Raw genomic sequence first — 17,038 nt, forward strand, 5'->3', positions numbered from 1 at the left:
CGAAGCGCGCGCCGGCGCGCCGTGGATGCTGGGCGGGCAGCTGAGCCATGCCGACGTGATGACGGTGGTGGTCTTCGAGGCGGCCGCCGCGCACCCGATTTTCGGCGACGTCAACGCCGCCAACTTTCCCAAATTGGCCGCCATCGCCGCGCTGGCGCGGCAACTGCCGGCCTTTATCGACACGCAGGATTAAGTCGGGCCGGCCTCATGCCGCGACGGCGGCGCGGGCGCCGACCCGGTTGCGGCCGCTCCGCTTGGCCTGGTACAGCAATTTGTCGGCCGCCTCGATCAGGTCGACCGGCCGCTGTTCCCCGCCCACCGGCTCGAACGCTTCCACGCCCGCGCTGACGGTGACGACGCCGTTCGGATTGCCGCTGTGGACCAGTTCCAGCGCATAAATGGCTTGCCGGATTTTTTCGGCCACCACCAGCGCGCCGGCCACGTCGGTTCCGGGCAGCAGCACCGCCAATTCCTCGCCGCCGTAGCGGGCCGCCATGTCGCCGGGGCGGCGCTTGCTGTCGCCGACCACGCGGCCGATGGCGCGCAGGCATGCGTCGCCGGCGGCGTGGCCGTAGATGTCGTTGTACTGCTTGAAACAGTCGACGTCTATCATAATCAGCGCCAGCGCGCTGGCGTTGCGGGTGGCGCGGCTGAATTCCTCGGTGATGGCGGTGTCGAACTTGCGGCGGTTGGCCAGTCCCGTCAAGCCGTCCTGCATGGCCAGCTGCTCCAGCGTGGCGTTGAGCGTTTCGAGCGAGCCGCGCGCCTTGCGCAATTCGTTCTCGGCCTCGACCCGCTGCTGGATTTGCAGGATCAGCCGGAAGCCCAGGGCGCCGATGCCGAGCACGATGACGGCCACCATGATGCCGTTGCGCCAGGCGTCAGTGCGCCAGTCGGCCAGCGTTTCGGCTTCCGACAGCGCGGCCGAGACCACCAGCGGATATTCTTCCAGCCGGCGGTAGCTGTTGATGCGGGTGACGCCGTCGAGCCTCGACTTGATGGTGGCGGTGCCGGCGCTGGAAACCGACAGATAGCGCGCGAACAGGGGCAGCGCGGAAATGTCGCGTCCCAGCATGGCTTCGTCGTAGGGGCGGCGTATCAGCAGCGTGCCCTGGTCGGTGGCGAGGAAAATGGCGCCGGCCTGGCCGATGTTGTAGCGCTCCTGGAATTTCTTGAAATACGCCATCTTGATGGTCGCCAGCGCGACGCCGCCGAAGCCGCCGTCGGCCCGGTTGATGCGGCGCGACACCGTGACGATCCACTCATGCGTCGACTTGCTGCGGATCGGCGGGCCGATGTGGGGCGCGTCGCCGGTGTGGCTGCGGTGGTAGATGAAGTATTCGCGGTCGGCGTTGTTCTGGCCGCTCAACATGGACGGTTCCGAATTGGTGATCCAGGCGCCGTCGGCGCCATAGACGAACAAGCCGTGCAGCTGCGGCAGCGCCCGCACCCGCAGCGCCAGCAACTGGTGCAGGCGCTCCAGTTCGGCCGGCGTGCCGGCGCCGTCGTGTTCGACGCGCTCGACCAGGCCGACGAGTACGGTGTCGGCTTCCTTGATGGTGTCGTAAGCGTGCTGGGCGACGGCCTCGGCCACGTTGTTCGAGGCGATGCGCGCTTCGCTCAGCTGAACCACGCGGGCGCGCCAGGTCAGCCAGGCTTCGACGCCGACCAGGCTGGCGCATACCAGGATCACGAAGGCGCTGGCCGCCAGCATGATAGGCAGGCGGCCCAAAGCGGCGTCGCCGAGGTGGCGTTTGGTCGCGGCGGCGAGGGCGCGGGGGTGGGAAGATCGCATACTTGCGCAGGCTCCGTGCGGGGGAAGATGAAATTGGAATGGCTGCGCCGCGGCGCGGTCAGCCATTTCACGGTGGCATATTTTCTCACTCTTTGCATAGCCGGCGCCAAGCTTTTGCGGACCGTCTCCGCAAGCCGGATGTGTTACCCTGTAACATAGATAACATAGATATGAAAACGCCGGCGGCAGCTTGCCGGCGTTACGGCTTCGCCGTCACCTTGTTTGGGCCGAGGCTAGCGCTCAGTTTTACACCGGCCCAGGCTTGAACATGAAGACGTTACCTATAACGTCGCTCGATCGTTTAGTGTTGATCGGCTTCGCTATTTCCATGGTCGTTCTGACCGCTTTTCTCCTGCTGACCTCGGGCGCGCCCGGCTGGAACGGCGTGCGCGACGCCTTGCTGGCCATCAGCGCCGGCTTGCTGCTGTTGTTGCTGGTGACGCGCCGTGGCGGCGGGCGCTGGTCCGGCAGCGTGGCCGACGCGCTGGCGCAGCAGCCGCTCATCAAGGCCGGCGCCCTGCAAGACGCGATTTTCAACAGCGCCAACTTTTCCAGCATCGCCACCGACGCCCAGGGCGTGATCCAGATCTTCAACGTCGGCGCCGAGCGCATGCTGGGCTATCTGGCGGCCGATGTCGTCGATAAAATCACGCCGGCCGATATTTCGGACGCGCAGGAAGTCATCCTGCGCGCCACCACGCTGACGGCCGAACTCGACACGCCGATCTCGCCCGGCTTCGAGGCGCTGGTGTTCAAGGCCTCGCGCGGCATCGAGGATATTTACGAGCTGACCTATATCCGCAAGGATGGCAGCCGCTTCCCGGCCGTGGTGTCGGTGACGGCGCTGCGCGACGCCAAGGACGCCATCATCGGCTACCTGCTGATCGGCACCGACAACACGGCCCGCAAGGAGGCCGAGGAGGCGCTGCTGCGCGCCGGCGCCCTGCAGCGGGCGATTTTCAACAGCGCCAACTTTTCCAGCATCGCCACCGATGCCCAGGGCGTGATCCAGATTTTCAACGTCGGCGCCGAACGCATGCTCGGCTACACGGCGGCCGACGTGGTCGACCAGATCACGCCGGCCAATATCTCCGACCCGCAGGAAGTGATCGAGCGGGCCGAAACGCTGAGCCTGGAGCACGACACGGCCATCGCGCCCGGCTTCGAGGCGCTGGTGTTCAAGGCCTCGCGCGGCATCGAGGATATCTACGAGCTCACCTATATCCGCAAGGATGGCACGCGTTTCCCCGCCATCGTCTCGGTGACGGCGCTGCGCGACGCCCAGGACGCCATCATCGGCTACCTGCTGATCGGCACCGACAACACGGCCCGCAAGCAGGTCGAGGCCGAGCAGGCGCTGCTCGACCAGAGCTTGCGCGACCAGCAGTTTTACACCCGCTCGCTGATCGAATCGAATATCGACGCCCTGATGACGACCGATCCGCGCGGCATCATCAGCGACGTCAACCAGCAGATGGAAGCGCTGACCGGCTGCGCGCGCGACGAGCTGATCGGCGCCCCGTTCAAGAATTATTTCACCGACCAGAAGCGGGCCGAGGCCGGCATCAAGCGCGTGCTGCGGGAAGGCAAGGTCACCAACTACGAGCTGACGGCGCGCGCCCGCGACGGCAAGGAAACGGTGGTGTCCTACAACGCCACCACTTTCTACGACCGCGACCGCAACCTCAAGGGCGTGTTCGCCGCCGCCCGCGACATGACCGAGCGCAAGCAGTTCGAGCATGTGCTGCAAGAAAATAACGTCGAGCTGGAAACCGCCCGCGCCGTCGCGGAAAAGGCCAACCTGGCCAAGTCGGAATTCCTGTCGAGCATGAGCCACGAATTGCGCACGCCGCTGAACGGCGTGCTCGGCTTCGCCCAGTTGATGGAGTCGGAAATCCCGGCGCCGACGGCGTCGCAGCAGCGCTCGATCGGGCAAATCCTCAAGGGCGGCTGGTATCTGCTGCGCCTGATTAATGAAATCCTCGACCTGGCGATGATCGAATCGGGCAAGGTGACGATTTCGTCGGAGCCGATGTCGCTGTCCGAAGTGCTGCAGGATTGCCACGCGCTGATCGGCCCGCAGGCGCAAAAGCGCGGCATCGGCCTGGTGTTCCCGGCCTCCGACGCGTCCCATTTCATCCACGCCGACTTGACGCGGGTCAAACAGGTGATGATCAACCTGCTGTCGAACGCCGTCAAATACAACCGTCCGGGCGGCACGGTCACGGTGCGCTGCATCGCGGCCGAGGCCGGCCGGGTGCGGGTCTACGTCAAGGACAGCGGCATCGGCCTGAGCGCCGAGCAGCAGGCCCAGTTGTTCCAGCCCTTCAACCGCCTCGGCCAGGAAGACAGCGCCGAGGAGGGCACCGGCATCGGCCTGGTGGTGACCAAGCAACTGGTCGAATTGATGGATGGCGTGATCGGGGTCGACAGCACGCCCGGCGTCGGCACCGAATTCTGGGTCGATTTCGCCGCCTCCAGCAATCCGCAATTCGCCACCGATGGCGATCTCGCGCAAGTGGCCATCGCCGCGCCCGCCGCGCCGGCGGGACAGCCGACCGGCCAGCGCACGCTGTTGTACGTGGAAGACAATCCGGCCAACCTGGATCTGGTCGAGCAACTGATAGAACGGCGCAGCGACCTCAAGCTGTTCACGGCCATCAACGCCCACCTCGGCATCGACCTGGCGCGCGCCTATCAGCCCGACGTGATCTTGATGGACATTAATCTGCCGGGGCTGAGCGGCTTCGGCGCGCTCAAGGTCTTGCAGGCCGACCCCGCCACCGCCCACATCCCGGTGATGGCGCTGTCGGCCAACGCCGTGCCGCGCGACGTGGAAAAAGGCATGGAGGCGGGTTTCTTCCGCTACCTGACCAAGCCCATCAATGTCGTCGAGTTCATGGACGCGCTGGACATGGCGCTGCACTTCGCGGAAAAGCAGGGCATGGCGGTCGAGGAACTTTGACGCGTCCCTGGCGGCCGGCTTGCGCAGCCACGTCGGTGGCCGCGCCCGTCCGCCGGTCGCTCCAGCGGCTAGTCGGTATCAGACTTGACGCTCAGATTTGACGCTCAGGCCTGACGCGCGGCGCGCCGGCGCAGTCCCAGCACCGTGCCGAGCAGGCCCAGTCCACCCAGCATCATCACGCCCGAACCTGGTTCCGGCACGGCCGCGATGGAGTTGAAGGAAATGTTATCGATCGCGACGTCGTAGGCGATGGTGCTGCCGGACTTCGGTCCACCGTCGATGCGGAAGGCCAGCTCATCGACATTCGACAAGATCTGCGCCGCGCTGAGGGTGCTGTTCGAGCTCCAGCCGTCGCCCAGCGCCGCGCGCGGGTCGAAGGTCACGCTGAAATGGGTCCAGCCCGTGCCCTGGCTGACGGCGCCGATCTTGTAGCTCAGGATGGAGGCATCGACCGTCTCGGTCGGATCGTTGTGGTCGAGCAGGTCGACGTACAGGTCGTTGACCAGCTGCGGGCTGCCCGTCGGGGCGCCGCGCGTCATCAGCAGCGTGTCGATATCGAAGCCCACCGTGACCGACGACGCTTTCGTGTAGTCGCCGGTGTAGGTGGCGGCGTCGGAATAGTAGCGGATGCCGATTTTCAGGTGGTCGTTATAGGTGGTGCGCAGCGACGGGGCGTCGTCGCCCAGCGTGCTGTCGACATAGGTGCCCAGGCCGAGGCCGCCGGGGCCGGTCAGGCCGCTGTAACGACCGACCCAGTTGTCGGTCAAACCGTCGGAAAACGTTACCGTGCTTTGTGCGGCCGATGCCGATGCGGCCAGGACCATGCCAGTGGCGAAAAGCAGTGAGAGGGATGAGAATTTCAAGATGCACTCCGGGTGAATTGACGAATGAATATAGGGTGGTGATGCGTCGTGATGCGCCATGCCGTAACCGGTTTCTACCTCCTTTCTGTTACAAAAATACCGAAAAGTAATAAAAATATGATAACGGCGCATATCGCGGCCGGCAAGCGCGCATGTGTAGCATTGGGCTATATTTTCTTGTCATGTTGCTTTTTCTCCAAAATGATAAAAAACCGGCTGGTGCCTCTATAAGCCTTGCCACGCCTCACTATCGGAATTTACTCGTTGTAAAATATACACAAAAAAACGCCCGATTATCACCGCGTTGACACTCATCCCAGCCCTTGCGGCAAGCCCGGATCGCCATAGCTTGTAGCGCAAAAAAAGTATCATTTCAATATCGACCAGATTTCAAATCCTGTATTTTATTGTGACCCGGTTACAAAAAACGGGCATCGTGCGGCCGCCTCGCGGCCATCTCAACCATGCAATAAAAACAAGAGGTGATTAATGATTCAGGCTCTCTATTTGTGCTCGGCGGCGCAACTGCGGCGAGGATGGACGCGGCGCATCGGACAGGCCGGCGGCGCGGCGCTGCTGGCGGCGGCGACGATGTCGGCGGCCCACGCGGACGCCACCACGATCGATTTCGAGCACGTCAGCAATGTCGTCACGCCGGCGCTGGCCGCCGGTGACAGCATCTACGCCGGCCGCGACCAGTTTTCCAGCCAAGGCTATCTGGCCACGGTGGCCGACAGCACCTTCGCCCAGAGCCAGGACGGCTACACGCCCGGCCTGGCCGGCGCCATCGTCGACGGCGGCAACGCCTACAACTGCGACATCATCGCCTGTCCCGCCGGCAATGCCAGCAAGTACTACAGCGGCCTCAACGACGGTTCCATCTCGTTTTCGCGCAGCGACAGCCACGGCTTTCACCTGAACTCGCTGGACTTCGCCTTCGTGTCGCCGGTGTACGGCGTGCCCGACGGCGTGTATGGCCGCTTGGTCATCAGCGGCAGCAAGGTCGGCGGCGGCACCATCAGCACCGAAGTCGATTTCGGCGGCCAGAACGCCGACGGCCTGTACACCTTCGCCTCGTGGAACGCGGGCGCCTTCGGCAAGGCCGACCTGAGCAGCGTCACCATCAGCGCCTGCCTGTTCGACGGCGCCGGCGGCTGCGTCAACAGCGACGTGTCGGCCAACCAGGCCCAGTTCGCGCTCGACAATGTGCATCTGACCAGCGCCGTGCCGGAACCGGCCGCCTGGATGATGTTCGGCCTGGGACTGGCGCTGGCCGCCGTGGCCCGCCGTCGCGGCGCTTTCCTTCCTAATGCTTAAGGGTAAGACGATGAGACTTTCTTCCATTTCGCTGGCCGCGCTGGTCCTGCTCGCGGGCGTGACCCAGCAGGCCGGTGCCGTCGACGCGCGCCGTCTTTACATCGTGCAACTGGCCGCCAAGCCGGTCGCCAGCTATACCGGCGACGTCGCCGGCCTGGCCGCCACCAAGCCGGCGGCCGGACAGCACATCGACGTCAGCGCCAGCAATGTGCAGGCCTACGTCCACTACCTGGACCAGCAGCGCGAGGCCGTGCTCACGGTGGTGGCCGACGCGCCCCTGCTGCACAGCTACAGCGTGGTGTTCAACGGCTTTTCAGCCATGCTCAGCGACGCCGAAGTACGCAAGCTAAAAAAGAACAGCGGCGTGGCCGTCATCAAGGCCGATGAACCGCGCTATGTGCAAACCAATTACACGCCCACCTTCCTCGGCCTGGACAAGAACCCGGGCGGCCTGTGGCAGCAGCTGGGCGGCAAGGGCGCGGCCGGCGAGGACATGATTATCGGCATGCTCGACACCGGCGCCTGGCCGGAAAGTCCGGCCTACGCCGACCGCGTGGACAGCAAGGGCGCGCCGACCTTCGACGCCAGCGGCACGCTCGCCTACGGCCCGCCGCCGGCGCGCTGGAAAGGCTCGTGCACGGTGGGCGAGGGGATTAGCGAGCACAGCTGCAACAACAAGCTGATCGGCGCGCAATTCTTCAACGCCTCCTTCATGATGAGCGGTTATCTGATGCACCCGTCGGACTTCATGTCGGCGCGCGATTCGCTGGGCGGCGCCGACGGCCTGGGCGGCCACGGCGGCCACGGCACGCACACCTCGACCACGGCCGGCGGCAACAACGGCGTGCCGGCCTCGGTCGCGGGCACGCCCATGGGCACCGTGTCGGGCATGGCGCCGCGCGCCCGCATCGCCATGTACAAGGTGTGCTGGACCTACATCAGCCCCTTCGCCAACGACGGCACCGGCAGCCAGAACAGCTGCTTTAGCGGCGACAGCGTGGCGGCCGTGGAAAAAGCCGTGCTCGACGGCGTCAACGCCATCAGCTATTCCATCGGCGGCAGCTCCGACGATTTCGACGATCCGGTCGACCAGGCCTTCCTGGGCGCCGTCAACGCCGGCGTGTTCGTTTCCGTCGCCGGCGGCAACGCCGGCCCGGCCGACACCGTGGCCCACGTCGGCCCGTGGATGACGACGGTGGCCGCGTCCACCCACAACCGCCTCAACGGCGCCACCGCCACGCTGGGCAACGGCGCCAAATACATCGGCGCCTCGCTCGACAGCACCGCGCTGCCGGCGACGACCGCCATGCTGGCCCAGGACGCCGGCCTGGTCCCCTACGCCCAGCTGACACAGGCGGACCGCGACGCGCGCCGCCAGTGCTTCTCGGCCACCGACCGCGACAGCTACGGCGGCAGCGATGCCGGCGCGCTCGACGCCTCGCTGGCGGCCGGCAAGGTGATCGTCTGCGACCGCGGTGTCAGCGCCCGGCTCGACAAGAGCAAGGCGGTGCTGGCCGTCGGCGGCGTCGGCATGATCCTGGTCGACAACGGCGCCGGCATCGTCTCCGAAGTCCATTCGGTGCCGACGGTGCACGTGTCGAACACGGATGGCGCCGCCATCAAGACCTATGTCAGCACCACGGCCAAGCCGAACGCCGCCCTGTCGGTGTTCACGCCCATGATAGGCGCGCTGCCGGCGCCGATGATCGCGAGCTTTTCCTCGCGCGGCCCCAACCTCGGCGACCCGAACACGCTCAAGCCGGACTTGAGCGCGCCGGGCGTCAACATCCTGGCCGCCGTGTCGCCGACCCTGACGGCCGACCAGCGCGCCGCCGTGGTCGCCGGCACCGGTCCGGCCGCCCTGGCCTGGGACTTTTACAGCGGCACCTCGATGGCCACGCCCCACGTGGCCGGGGTCGCCATGCTGCTCAAGCAGATGCATCCGACCTGGTCGCCGGCCGCCATCAAGTCGGCGCTGATGACCACCGCCACCCTGACCGTCAACGACGGCGGCCTCGGCATGGCCAACGGCCAGCTGCCGTGGTCGCAGGGCGCGGGCCACATCGCGCCCAATTCGGCCGCCGATCCGGGGCTGATCTATGACCTGACGCCGGCCGACTATCTGCGCTTCCTGTGCAGCGAAGGTTCGCAGTCGGTCGCCCCGGCCAGCTGCCAGAGCGCCGGCGCCTTGCAGCCTTACAACCTGAACCTGCCGTCGATCACCGACGCCAATGTGTTGGGCAAGGTCAGCATCACGCGCACGGTGACCAACGTCGGCAGCAGCGCCGCCACCTACAACGCCAGCGCCGCGCTGCCGGGCTTCACGGTGACGGTGTCGCCGGCCAGCCTGGTGCTCGCGCCGGGCGCGCAGGCCAGCTTCACCGTCAACCTGACCCGCACCACGGCCGCCATCGGTGCCTGGCAGTATGGCGCGCTGGTCTGGAACGACGGCACCCACACCGTGCGCAGCCCGCTGACGGCCCGCGCCAGCTCCATCGCCACCATCGATTCCGTGTATAGCGAAGCGACGACGGGCAGCAAGGTCTTCACCATCGGCACCGGCTTCAGCGGTCCGCTGGCGGTGGTCAAGGGCGGCCTGGTGGCGGCGCAGCGCGACGTCTACACGGTGGTGACCGACCAGTCCGGCGACGACGGCCAGGGCCAGTGCATGGCCGGCGGCAGCCCCAGCGTGATCGCCAGCACCGTCACCGTGCCGCCGGGCACGTTGCTGGCCCGTTTCGCGCTGTTCAACGCCGACACCACCGGCTACCAGGCCGGCGCCATCGACGATCTGGACTTGCTGGTGTTCGACTCCAACGGCTTGCTGGTGGCCTACAGCGGCAGCGTCACGGCCGACGAGAACGTGTCCATGGCCATGCCTGCGGCCGGCACCTACCGTGTCTGCGTGACGGGCTTTGCGCCGCACAACGGCAGCTCGACCTTCACGCTGTCGTCGTGGATCGTCGCGCCGGGCAGCAACGGCGGCGGCTTCAAGGTGCTGACGCCATCGACCGTCTTCACCGGCGGCACGGCATCGGTGGCGGCCAGCTGGTCCGGCCTCGACGCCGGCAAGCGCTATAGCGGCGCGGTCGGTTACCTGTACGGCGGCGCGGTGCAAACGAGCACCGTGTTCGGCATCGACACCACCGATCCGGTGCCCTTGATGACGGCACGCCGCGCCGGCGCCGGACTGGTCGGACGGCAATAAACCCCGGCCGGCCCGACGGCCGGCCACGCCTTCACCGGCCTGAACGGCGCACCCTCGGGTGCGCCGTTTTTTGTTGGCCGACGGCGCAGCGGGGATCGTCCGTCCGCAGCCCCAGCACCACGCCCAAGCACCACGCAAGCGCGCACGGTTGGACGCCCGGCCTCATTTCAAAACCAAGCGGCGTATCATTTATCCATTCCATTTACCGCGACAAACCGGAGGCCGTATGCCCGCCGCTCACGACACCTATACCCGCCGCCAGGGACTGAAAAAAACCTATGACGTGGAGTACACCGCTTTACGCTACCAAATTTCCCTGGGTGGAAAAATATTGAAGCATATTCAGCTGCCGATACAAGTGCTCCCGCTGGCGGGCGCCGAGGCATCCTGGCATTTCGCCATCTCGGATATCGAACATCTGCGCGGCATGCCGGAGATGTAACTGAACTGTCGTTCCGTCGCGCTTGAGGATGGCGAGCCGGGTCGTGTACTCGGCGCGACGTGAGCGTTATCGACGCATGGGGTGCCGTCTTTTTCGTCAGCCATGTGGACCACATAGCGGCGGCCGGGCGTATGCATTGAGTTGGTAGCTATAGTTTTCGTAAGTCACGTGGCAATATAAATGCGACTTAAAAACTACGTTTTCACCAGAAAAAAATTCCGCCTTGACGATTTGCAAATCCCCTCTTACCGCCCGCCGTCGCACCCCGTTGAAAGGCATGCTTGAGCCGCCGGCGCTTGCTGTACGCCCGTGCTTTTTCAGACCACTTCCGTTCCATAAAATTCAATTCCACAGAGTGAAGGCCGCGCTTTTTTCGGCGCGATGCCGGTGCCTGAAAGCCGATGGAAATATGGCTCAGGTGATACGCGAGGGCGCGAACGCAATCGTGGGAACGCCGGAGGAGTGGGTTAATAAGACTATCGTCGATACCATACGCTCGGTTGAGCGTGCTAGCGGCGCGCGCGCAGTGCATGTCGAAGGTCAGCCGGATTTGGGACCGTTGCCTGCGGTTGACAAGTTGAGCGCGAAGTAATGGCGCTGTAGGCCTTCGCCGGAGTGCTTTATATGATTGTTCCTGACGACTTTCCACGTGAGCATGGTGTTGCGGGGTTGGCTGGCGCGCGGTCTATGGTTCTCGTGCCCTGCGATGCCAAAACAGGGGGGCAAGAGCGTTATGAAATCTGCGTAGAACTGATGGACCAGCTCGTCGCGCAGTGCCGAAAAAATCGCTATGCCAGATACGCGGCGCTATCGGAGCTTGAGATTTTAGAGCGTCTGTTCGCGCAGCTTCTTGGCACCGGGTGGGGGAGCGACGCGGAAATGGCGTGGGTTATTGTCCGCGCCGCGGCCGAACTGAATTGGACAGTTCCGATGGGCAATTTATTGCAAAAATCGCCTGCGGCGATTTCTTTAGTCAGTTGAATCGGAGAGGCTTTGCGCTTGCAAGCGCAAAGCCGCTACGCGGGCGGCTCGCATGCGAGCCGAATTCCCCGCTACGCCCCGCGTCCCGCGGTTTCGATTCCCGCTCGGCGCCAACGATAGGATTAAAAACAAAGGCCCCGTGCTTGCGCACGGGGCCTTTGTTTTTAATCCAGTGGTGGAGACGGCGGGAATCGAACCCGCGTCCGCAAGCACTCTACAGACAGTTCTACATACTTAGCACTATCATTTAATTTAATCTGTACAGCACGGATGTGCACGTTCTGGACAGACGATTCACCTTAGATTTAACGTTCCGCTAAGTGACCCATTGGAACGCGATTCCCTGTAAATGACTCCACAGCTTTTAACGGCCCACCCCAGGGAAGAAGTGTTGTGGAGCTAACAGCAATTAAGCTGCCAGTGCGTACGAGTTATCGTTTGCAGTTAAGTTTTTTCAGGTTGTATTTACGAGGTAGCCCGCCCTCGGTATGCCCTGCGCTGCTTTGCAACCCACGTCGAAACCAGGTCGTCCCCACAGAAACTCCATTGTAGCGCAATATGCCCGCGCACAGTAGCCCGCCATCGCGTCGCCCGCTCCTCGCGCTCGGAATCGGCCTATTTGCGCACTTCCGGCACCACCCGCGTCACGCCGATCTCGCTGCCCAGCACCACGCAGTCGATCACGTGCGCGTGCGAGGTCGCCACCTTGTCCGATTTCAGCTCGTGATACTTGCCGGACTCTTCCAGCCGCAGGTCGATGCGGAATTGCTCGACCTTGTGCGCCGCCTGTACCTCGACGATGCGTTCGCGCCGCCCCAGCATTTCCTGCGCGCTGCGGGTGCGCGTCGACGGCTCCTCGAAATACTTGATGAGCGCGTTTTCGACCAGGTCCATGCGGTCCTTGCTCAGCGCGTCGACCGCCACCGGATTCTGGTTCTCGGGCAGGTCGGCCGGGTCGCCTTCGTCCGACGCCACGGCGAACGTCAGGCGCTGCACCAGCAGCAGCATGTCGCTGTCCTCGCTGTATTGCTGGTGCAGCTTCTGGATCGCCGCCAGCCGGCCCTTGGCCAGGCGCCCGGAGGGGTCCTTGGTCTGGCCCACATACAGTATCTTGCTGGGGAATTTGTGGTCGTTGTCGAAGTTTTGCAGCACGTCGTGGATGGACCACGCTTCGACCAGGCCGCCCCAGTTGAGCGTGATGAATTGCTCGAACAGCGTCACCGTCGGCTTTTTCAGCGTGGCGGCGAACGGCACTTCGAGTTCGATGGTGATGGAGTCGCGTTCTTCTTCGACGCCCACCAGCAGCGGGATCGTCAGCTTGAGCGAGAAAAAGCCCCACTGCGTCGTGCGCTTGGCGTCGAAGCGGATGCGCGGCCGCGTCACGACAAAATACAGCAGCCGCTTTTCCGTCGTCGCTTCCAGGTCGAACTGCATGCGCCGCAGATAGCGGCCCACCGGGTCGCGGATGTCGGGCACGCTCGGGAAGCCGGCCACCAGGTCGTACCAGTGGAATTTGGCGTCGCTGACGCTGACGCTCCAGGTCTGCGGCGCGTTGATGAGTGCCGGGACGTTGCCCAGCAGCTCGTTGTAGGGCTCCGGTACGTCCGCGATCAGATCGGGATACTCGCCATTCATGTTGTCGTGCTCCACTAGCTAGTCGGGGGTAGGGACTTGTTTAGTATAGTGCGTCACGTCGAATATTGCCACATGGAAATAATAACCATGCCGGAACGTGAAGTTCCTTAATAACACATTTCAAGCCGCCAGGGCGCTGCCTGTTGCGCAGATGGCCGATTGGAGCAGGGCCAGCAACGCTTGCGGCGTGTCGAGCACGTGGTCGGCCTGCCAGTCCAGCGGTTCTTGCCGGCCGCCATAGCCCCAGGCGCAGGCGATGGTCGGCATGCCGGCGGCCTGGCCGGCCTGGATGTCGCGCAGGTCGTCGCCCACGTACCAGCAGTCCGAGGGCGCCAGGCCGAGGCGGGCGGCCGCTTCCAGCAGCGGCATCGGGTGCGGCTTGGGGTGGGCCGTGGTGTCGCCGGAGACCACGCAGCCGGCGTGCGCCAGGCCGATCAGCGGCAGCAGCGGGTCGGTGAAGCGGGTCGGCTTGTTGGTGACGATGCCCCAAGCGAGGCCGGCTTCGGCGATGCCGTCCAGCAGCGTCGCGACGCCGTCGAACAGCCGGCTGTGCACGGCGATGGCGGCCTGGTAGTTGTCGAAGAAGCCGGCGCGCAGGGCGGCGAAGCCCTCGTCCTGCGGCGTCAGCCCGAAGGCCACGCCTATCATGCCGCGCGCGCCGGCCGAGGCGGTCGGCCGCAGCAGTTCGTAGGCCGTCGGCGCCAGCCCGCGCGCGCTGCGCAGCAGGTTGACGGCGGCGGCCAGGTCGGGCGCGGTGTCGGCCAGCGTGCCGTCGAGGTCGAACAAGATGGCGCGGGGGGCGGCGGGGAGGGCGGACTGGCTCATGGCGGTGGGGGAAGGGGGCGGCCGTGGCCGCCTGTGGTTGGGCTGGGATGTGGGCTGAAAAGGCTGAGGCTGACTAAAAGCGCGGGCGGGGTGCGCGTTCTTACAGCGGCCGCCGCGTCGCCACCAGGTAGTTGACGCTGGTGTCGTCGTTGAGCGAGTAGATTTTGCTCAGCGGGTTGTAACCCAGGCCTTTCAAGCCCTGCACGTCGAGTCCGGCGCCGCGGGCGTATTGCGACAGCTCGGCCGGCGTGATGAATTTGTCGTAGTCGTGCGTGCCCTTGGGCAGCATGCGCAGCAGGTATTCGGCGCCGATGACGGCGTACAGATACGCTTTCGGATTGCGGTTCAGCGTCGAAAAGAACACGTGGCCGCCCGGCTTGACCAGCGTGGCGGCGGCGCGCACGATGGCGCCCGGGTCCGGCACGTGTTCGAGCATTTCCATGCAGGTGACGACGTCGTAGCGGCCCGCTTCCCGGGCCGCCATGTCTTCGGCCGCGATCAGCTCGTAGCGCACCTGCACGCCCGATTCCAGGCTGTGCAGGTCGGCCACCCTGAGCGCTTTTTCGGACAGGTCGATGCCGGTCACCGTTGCGCCCTTGCGCGCCATCGACTCCGTCAGGATGCCGCCGCCGCAGCCGATGTCGATCACGGTCTTGCCCGCCAGCGGGGCGCGGGCGTTGATCCATTCCAGTCGCAGCGGGTTGATTTCGTGCAGGGGACGGAATTCGGACGTGGGGTCCCACCAGCGGTGGGCCAGTTCACTGAATTTTTGAATTTCTAAAGGGTCGGCGTTCATGGGCTGAATGATAGCGGCAATTTCAACTCTATGCGATTGGATTGAAACGGCGCGGCATAAAAAAACCCCGCCGTGGCGGGGTTGCGGTGGCGCGCCGGCGTCTAGCCGGCGCGCTGCGCTGCGATTACTTCTTGGTGCCGACGACTTCGATTTCCACGCGACGGTTCTTGGCGCGGCCTTCGGCGGTCTTGTTGTCGGCCACCGGCTGGGTCTCGCCCTTGCCTTCGGTGTAGACACGGTTCGCTTCCACACCCTTGGAGATGATGTAGGCCTTGACGGCTTCGGCGCGGCGGATCGACAGCTTCTGGTTGTAGGCGTTGGTGCCGATGGAATCGGTGTGGCCGACGGCGATGATGACTTCCAGGTTGATGCTGCCCAGTTTCGAGGTCAGGTCGTCGAGCTTGGCTTTGCCTTCAGGCTTCAGCACGGCCTTGTCGAAGTCGAAGAAGGCGTCGGCGGCGAAGCTCACCTTCTGCGACGTCGGCGCGGCGACGACGACCGGTGCGGCCGCTACCGGGGTCGGTGCCTGTGCTGGTGCCGGAGCCGGGGCGACGCACTTGCCGTCGACCAGGGTTTCTGGATCGGTGCACAGTGGCAGGTCGCAGCCTGGCACGGCGTCGGCCGGGGTCCAGTAGCCGGTGCGCCAGCACAGGCCGTACGGATCGCGCGCGATCACGCCGCGCGCATCTTGCACATAGGCGCTCTTGGGCGTGGCGGCCTTGATGTCTTGGGTAACGGGGGCGTAAGGCGGGGCGGTGGGCGTAGGCGTTTGAGCGATGGCCGAGGCGGCGAATGCGGCTGTGACGGCCAGCATGGAGATGATTTTTTTCATTATTTTCTTCCTTTCGGGGTGATATCGGCAGCATTCCTGCGCGACGTAGGTGTAACGTGGGGCGGATTTTACCATGGGGCACTTCTGCGACGGGCTCTCGATTGCGAAACAGGCAATTGATTTCTGGTCCATTTTGCCACAGGGGTCCTATGCGCACGAACACGGTTAAATCAAACCGCGTTCGTTCAGGTTTAAAAAAACGCACAAATGTTGTTTAGTTGCAACGCAGGGCGGGATCATAAGCGAAAATTGTGTCAGGACGATTACATTTCCGTTTAGGAAAGGCCGGGCCGGCCGCGCCGCCGCCCAGCGCGCATCCCGTCCGGCCTACCATCGCCATCCATCGGGCGCCGGAAATGCGCTGCCGGCCGGGCGCCCATGCTAAAATCGCGTGCTTGTCTGTCGACCCGGTGGCCCATGCGGCTGGACGGCGACAGGCCGAGGATATGCAGTCAGCGCGGCACACATTGCGTAGAAGATAAGTTAACCAAAGTCAAACGACCCGCCAATGGATCAATTCGCAAAAGAAACAATTCCGATTTCCCTCGAAGAAGAGATGCGCAAGAGCTACCTCGATTACGCCATGAGCGTGATCGTCGGCCGCGCCTTGCCCGACGTGCGCGACGGCTTGAAGCCGGTCCACCGCCGCGTCCTGTTCGCGATGCATGAAATGAACAACGTGTGGAACCGCCCGTACGTCAAGTGCGCGCGCGTGGTCGGCGAGACGATGGGTAAATACCACCCGCACGGCGACGCCTCGATCTACGACACGCTGGTGCGCATGGCGCAGGACTTTTCGCTGCGCTACATGCTGGTCGACGGCCAGGGCAACTTCGGCTCGGTCGACGGCGACAGCGCCGCCGCCATGCGTTACACCGAGTGCCGCCTCGACAAGATCGCCAGCGAAATCCTGGCCGACATCGACAAGGACACGGTCGACTTCCAGCCCAACTACGACGGCAAGGAAAAAGAGCCGACCGTCCTGCCGACCAAGATCCCCAACCTGCTCATCAACGGTTCGTCCGGCATCGCGGTCGGCATGGCCACCAACATCCCGCCGCACAACCTGACCGAAGTGATCGACGGCGCCCTGCACGTGCTGCGCAATCCCGACTGCTCCATCGACGAGCTGATCGAGATCATCCCGGCGCCGGACTTCCCGACCGCCGGCATCATCTACGGCGTCTCGGGCGTGCGCGACGGCTACCGCACGGGCCGCGGCCGCGTCATCATGCGCGCCAAGACCCACTTCGAGGAATACGGCAAGGATGGCGGGCGCATCGCGATCATCGTCGACGAGCTGCCGTACCAGGTGAATAAAAAATCGCTGCTCGAGCGCATCGCCGAAAACGTCCGCGACAAAAAGCTCGAAGGCATTT

Annotated in this window: 12 protein-coding genes, 1 other RNA gene and 2 pseudogenes; 8 read left to right on the top strand and 7 right to left on the bottom strand. The window is 64.5% G+C overall.

The window, feature by feature from the left end:
* Window positions 1-193, top strand: a pseudogene (locus Q0S71_RS05365) (glutathione S-transferase family protein); the annotation flags it as partial.
* A 12-nt stretch (window positions 194-205) separates the two neighbouring features.
* Here Q0S71_RS05365 and Q0S71_RS05370 read toward each other — a convergent pair.
* A complete protein-coding gene (locus Q0S71_RS05370; protein ID WP_367185278.1) occupies window positions 206-1,795 on the bottom strand; it encodes a diguanylate cyclase in 1,590 nt (529 codons plus the stop codon).
* A gap of 328 nt (window positions 1,796-2,123) precedes the next feature.
* Here Q0S71_RS05370 and Q0S71_RS05375 point away from each other — a divergent pair.
* Both Q0S71_RS05375 and Q0S71_RS05380 read left to right on the top strand, forming a co-directional pair.
* Window positions 2,124-2,711, top strand: a pseudogene (locus tag Q0S71_RS05375) (PAS domain-containing protein); the annotation flags it as partial.
* A 9-nt stretch (window positions 2,712-2,720) separates the two neighbouring features.
* Complete coding sequence (locus Q0S71_RS05380) at window positions 2,721-4,760, top strand: PAS domain-containing hybrid sensor histidine kinase/response regulator (RefSeq protein WP_295992395.1); 2,040 nt, start codon at window positions 2,721-2,723, stop codon at window positions 4,758-4,760.
* 104 nt (window positions 4,761-4,864) lie between these two features.
* Here Q0S71_RS05380 and Q0S71_RS05385 read toward each other — a convergent pair whose 3' ends face one another.
* Window positions 4,865-5,623, bottom strand: coding sequence for a PEP-CTERM sorting domain-containing protein (locus Q0S71_RS05385; protein ID WP_295992366.1), 759 nt, complete (start codon window positions 5,621-5,623; stop codon window positions 4,865-4,867).
* Window positions 5,624-6,112: 489 nt separating this feature from the next.
* Here Q0S71_RS05385 and Q0S71_RS05390 point away from each other — a divergent pair, with 489 nt between their 5' ends.
* From Q0S71_RS05390 to Q0S71_RS05405, 4 genes are all read left to right on the top strand, one after another.
* Window positions 6,113-6,940 (top strand): NF038120 family PEP-CTERM protein, encoded by an 828-nt coding sequence (locus tag Q0S71_RS05390; protein WP_295992367.1) that lies wholly within the window; start codon window positions 6,113-6,115, stop codon window positions 6,938-6,940.
* Between the two features lie 10 nt (window positions 6,941-6,950).
* Entirely contained in the window at window positions 6,951-10,148 is a 3,198-nt protein-coding gene (locus tag Q0S71_RS05395; RefSeq protein WP_295992370.1) for a S8 family serine peptidase, read from the top strand.
* A gap of 226 nt (window positions 10,149-10,374) precedes the next feature.
* Window positions 10,375-10,590: a hypothetical protein gene (locus Q0S71_RS05400; RefSeq protein ID WP_295992372.1), complete on the top strand. Its 216-nt coding sequence runs from the start codon at window positions 10,375-10,377 to the stop codon at window positions 10,588-10,590.
* Between the two features lie 624 nt (window positions 10,591-11,214).
* Window positions 11,215-11,571 carry a hypothetical protein gene (locus Q0S71_RS05405; RefSeq protein WP_295992376.1) on the top strand — a complete coding sequence of 119 codons (357 nt, stop codon included), beginning with the start codon at window positions 11,215-11,217 and terminating at the stop codon, window positions 11,569-11,571.
* 173 nt (window positions 11,572-11,744) lie between these two features.
* On the opposite strand, the gene ssrA is transcribed toward Q0S71_RS05405, so the two are convergent.
* The 5 genes from ssrA to ompA all read right to left on the bottom strand — a co-directional run bounded on the left by ssrA (window position 11,745) and on the right by ompA (window position 15,659).
* Window positions 11,745-12,105, bottom strand: a transfer-messenger RNA (tmRNA) gene (gene ssrA / locus Q0S71_RS05410).
* An 81-nt stretch (window positions 12,106-12,186) separates the two neighbouring features.
* Window positions 12,187-13,206 (bottom strand): hypothetical protein, encoded by a 1,020-nt coding sequence (locus Q0S71_RS05415; protein ID WP_295992379.1) that lies wholly within the window; start codon window positions 13,204-13,206, stop codon window positions 12,187-12,189.
* A 120-nt stretch (window positions 13,207-13,326) separates the two neighbouring features.
* On the bottom strand, window positions 13,327-14,031 hold the full coding sequence (locus Q0S71_RS05420) for an HAD-IA family hydrolase (protein ID WP_295992382.1): 705 nt from the start codon (window positions 14,029-14,031) through the stop codon (window positions 13,327-13,329).
* A 100-nt stretch (window positions 14,032-14,131) separates the two neighbouring features.
* Window positions 14,132-14,827: a bifunctional 2-polyprenyl-6-hydroxyphenol methylase/3-demethylubiquinol 3-O-methyltransferase UbiG gene (gene ubiG / locus Q0S71_RS05425; RefSeq protein ID WP_295992384.1), complete on the bottom strand. Its 696-nt coding sequence runs from the start codon at window positions 14,825-14,827 to the stop codon at window positions 14,132-14,134.
* Between the two features lie 124 nt (window positions 14,828-14,951).
* Window positions 14,952-15,659 carry an outer membrane protein OmpA gene (ompA, locus tag Q0S71_RS05430; RefSeq protein WP_295992385.1) on the bottom strand — a complete coding sequence of 236 codons (708 nt, stop codon included), beginning with the start codon at window positions 15,657-15,659 and terminating at the stop codon, window positions 14,952-14,954.
* Between the two features lie 508 nt (window positions 15,660-16,167).
* Here ompA and Q0S71_RS05435 point away from each other — a divergent pair.
* Window positions 16,168-17,038 (top strand): DNA gyrase subunit A (locus tag Q0S71_RS05435; RefSeq protein ID WP_295992388.1); only part of this gene is annotated, 871 nt, incomplete at its 3' end.

The sequence above is a fragment of the Rugamonas sp. genome, assembly GCF_025354735.1.
GTDB lineage: Bacteria > Pseudomonadota > Gammaproteobacteria > Burkholderiales > Burkholderiaceae_D > Rugamonas.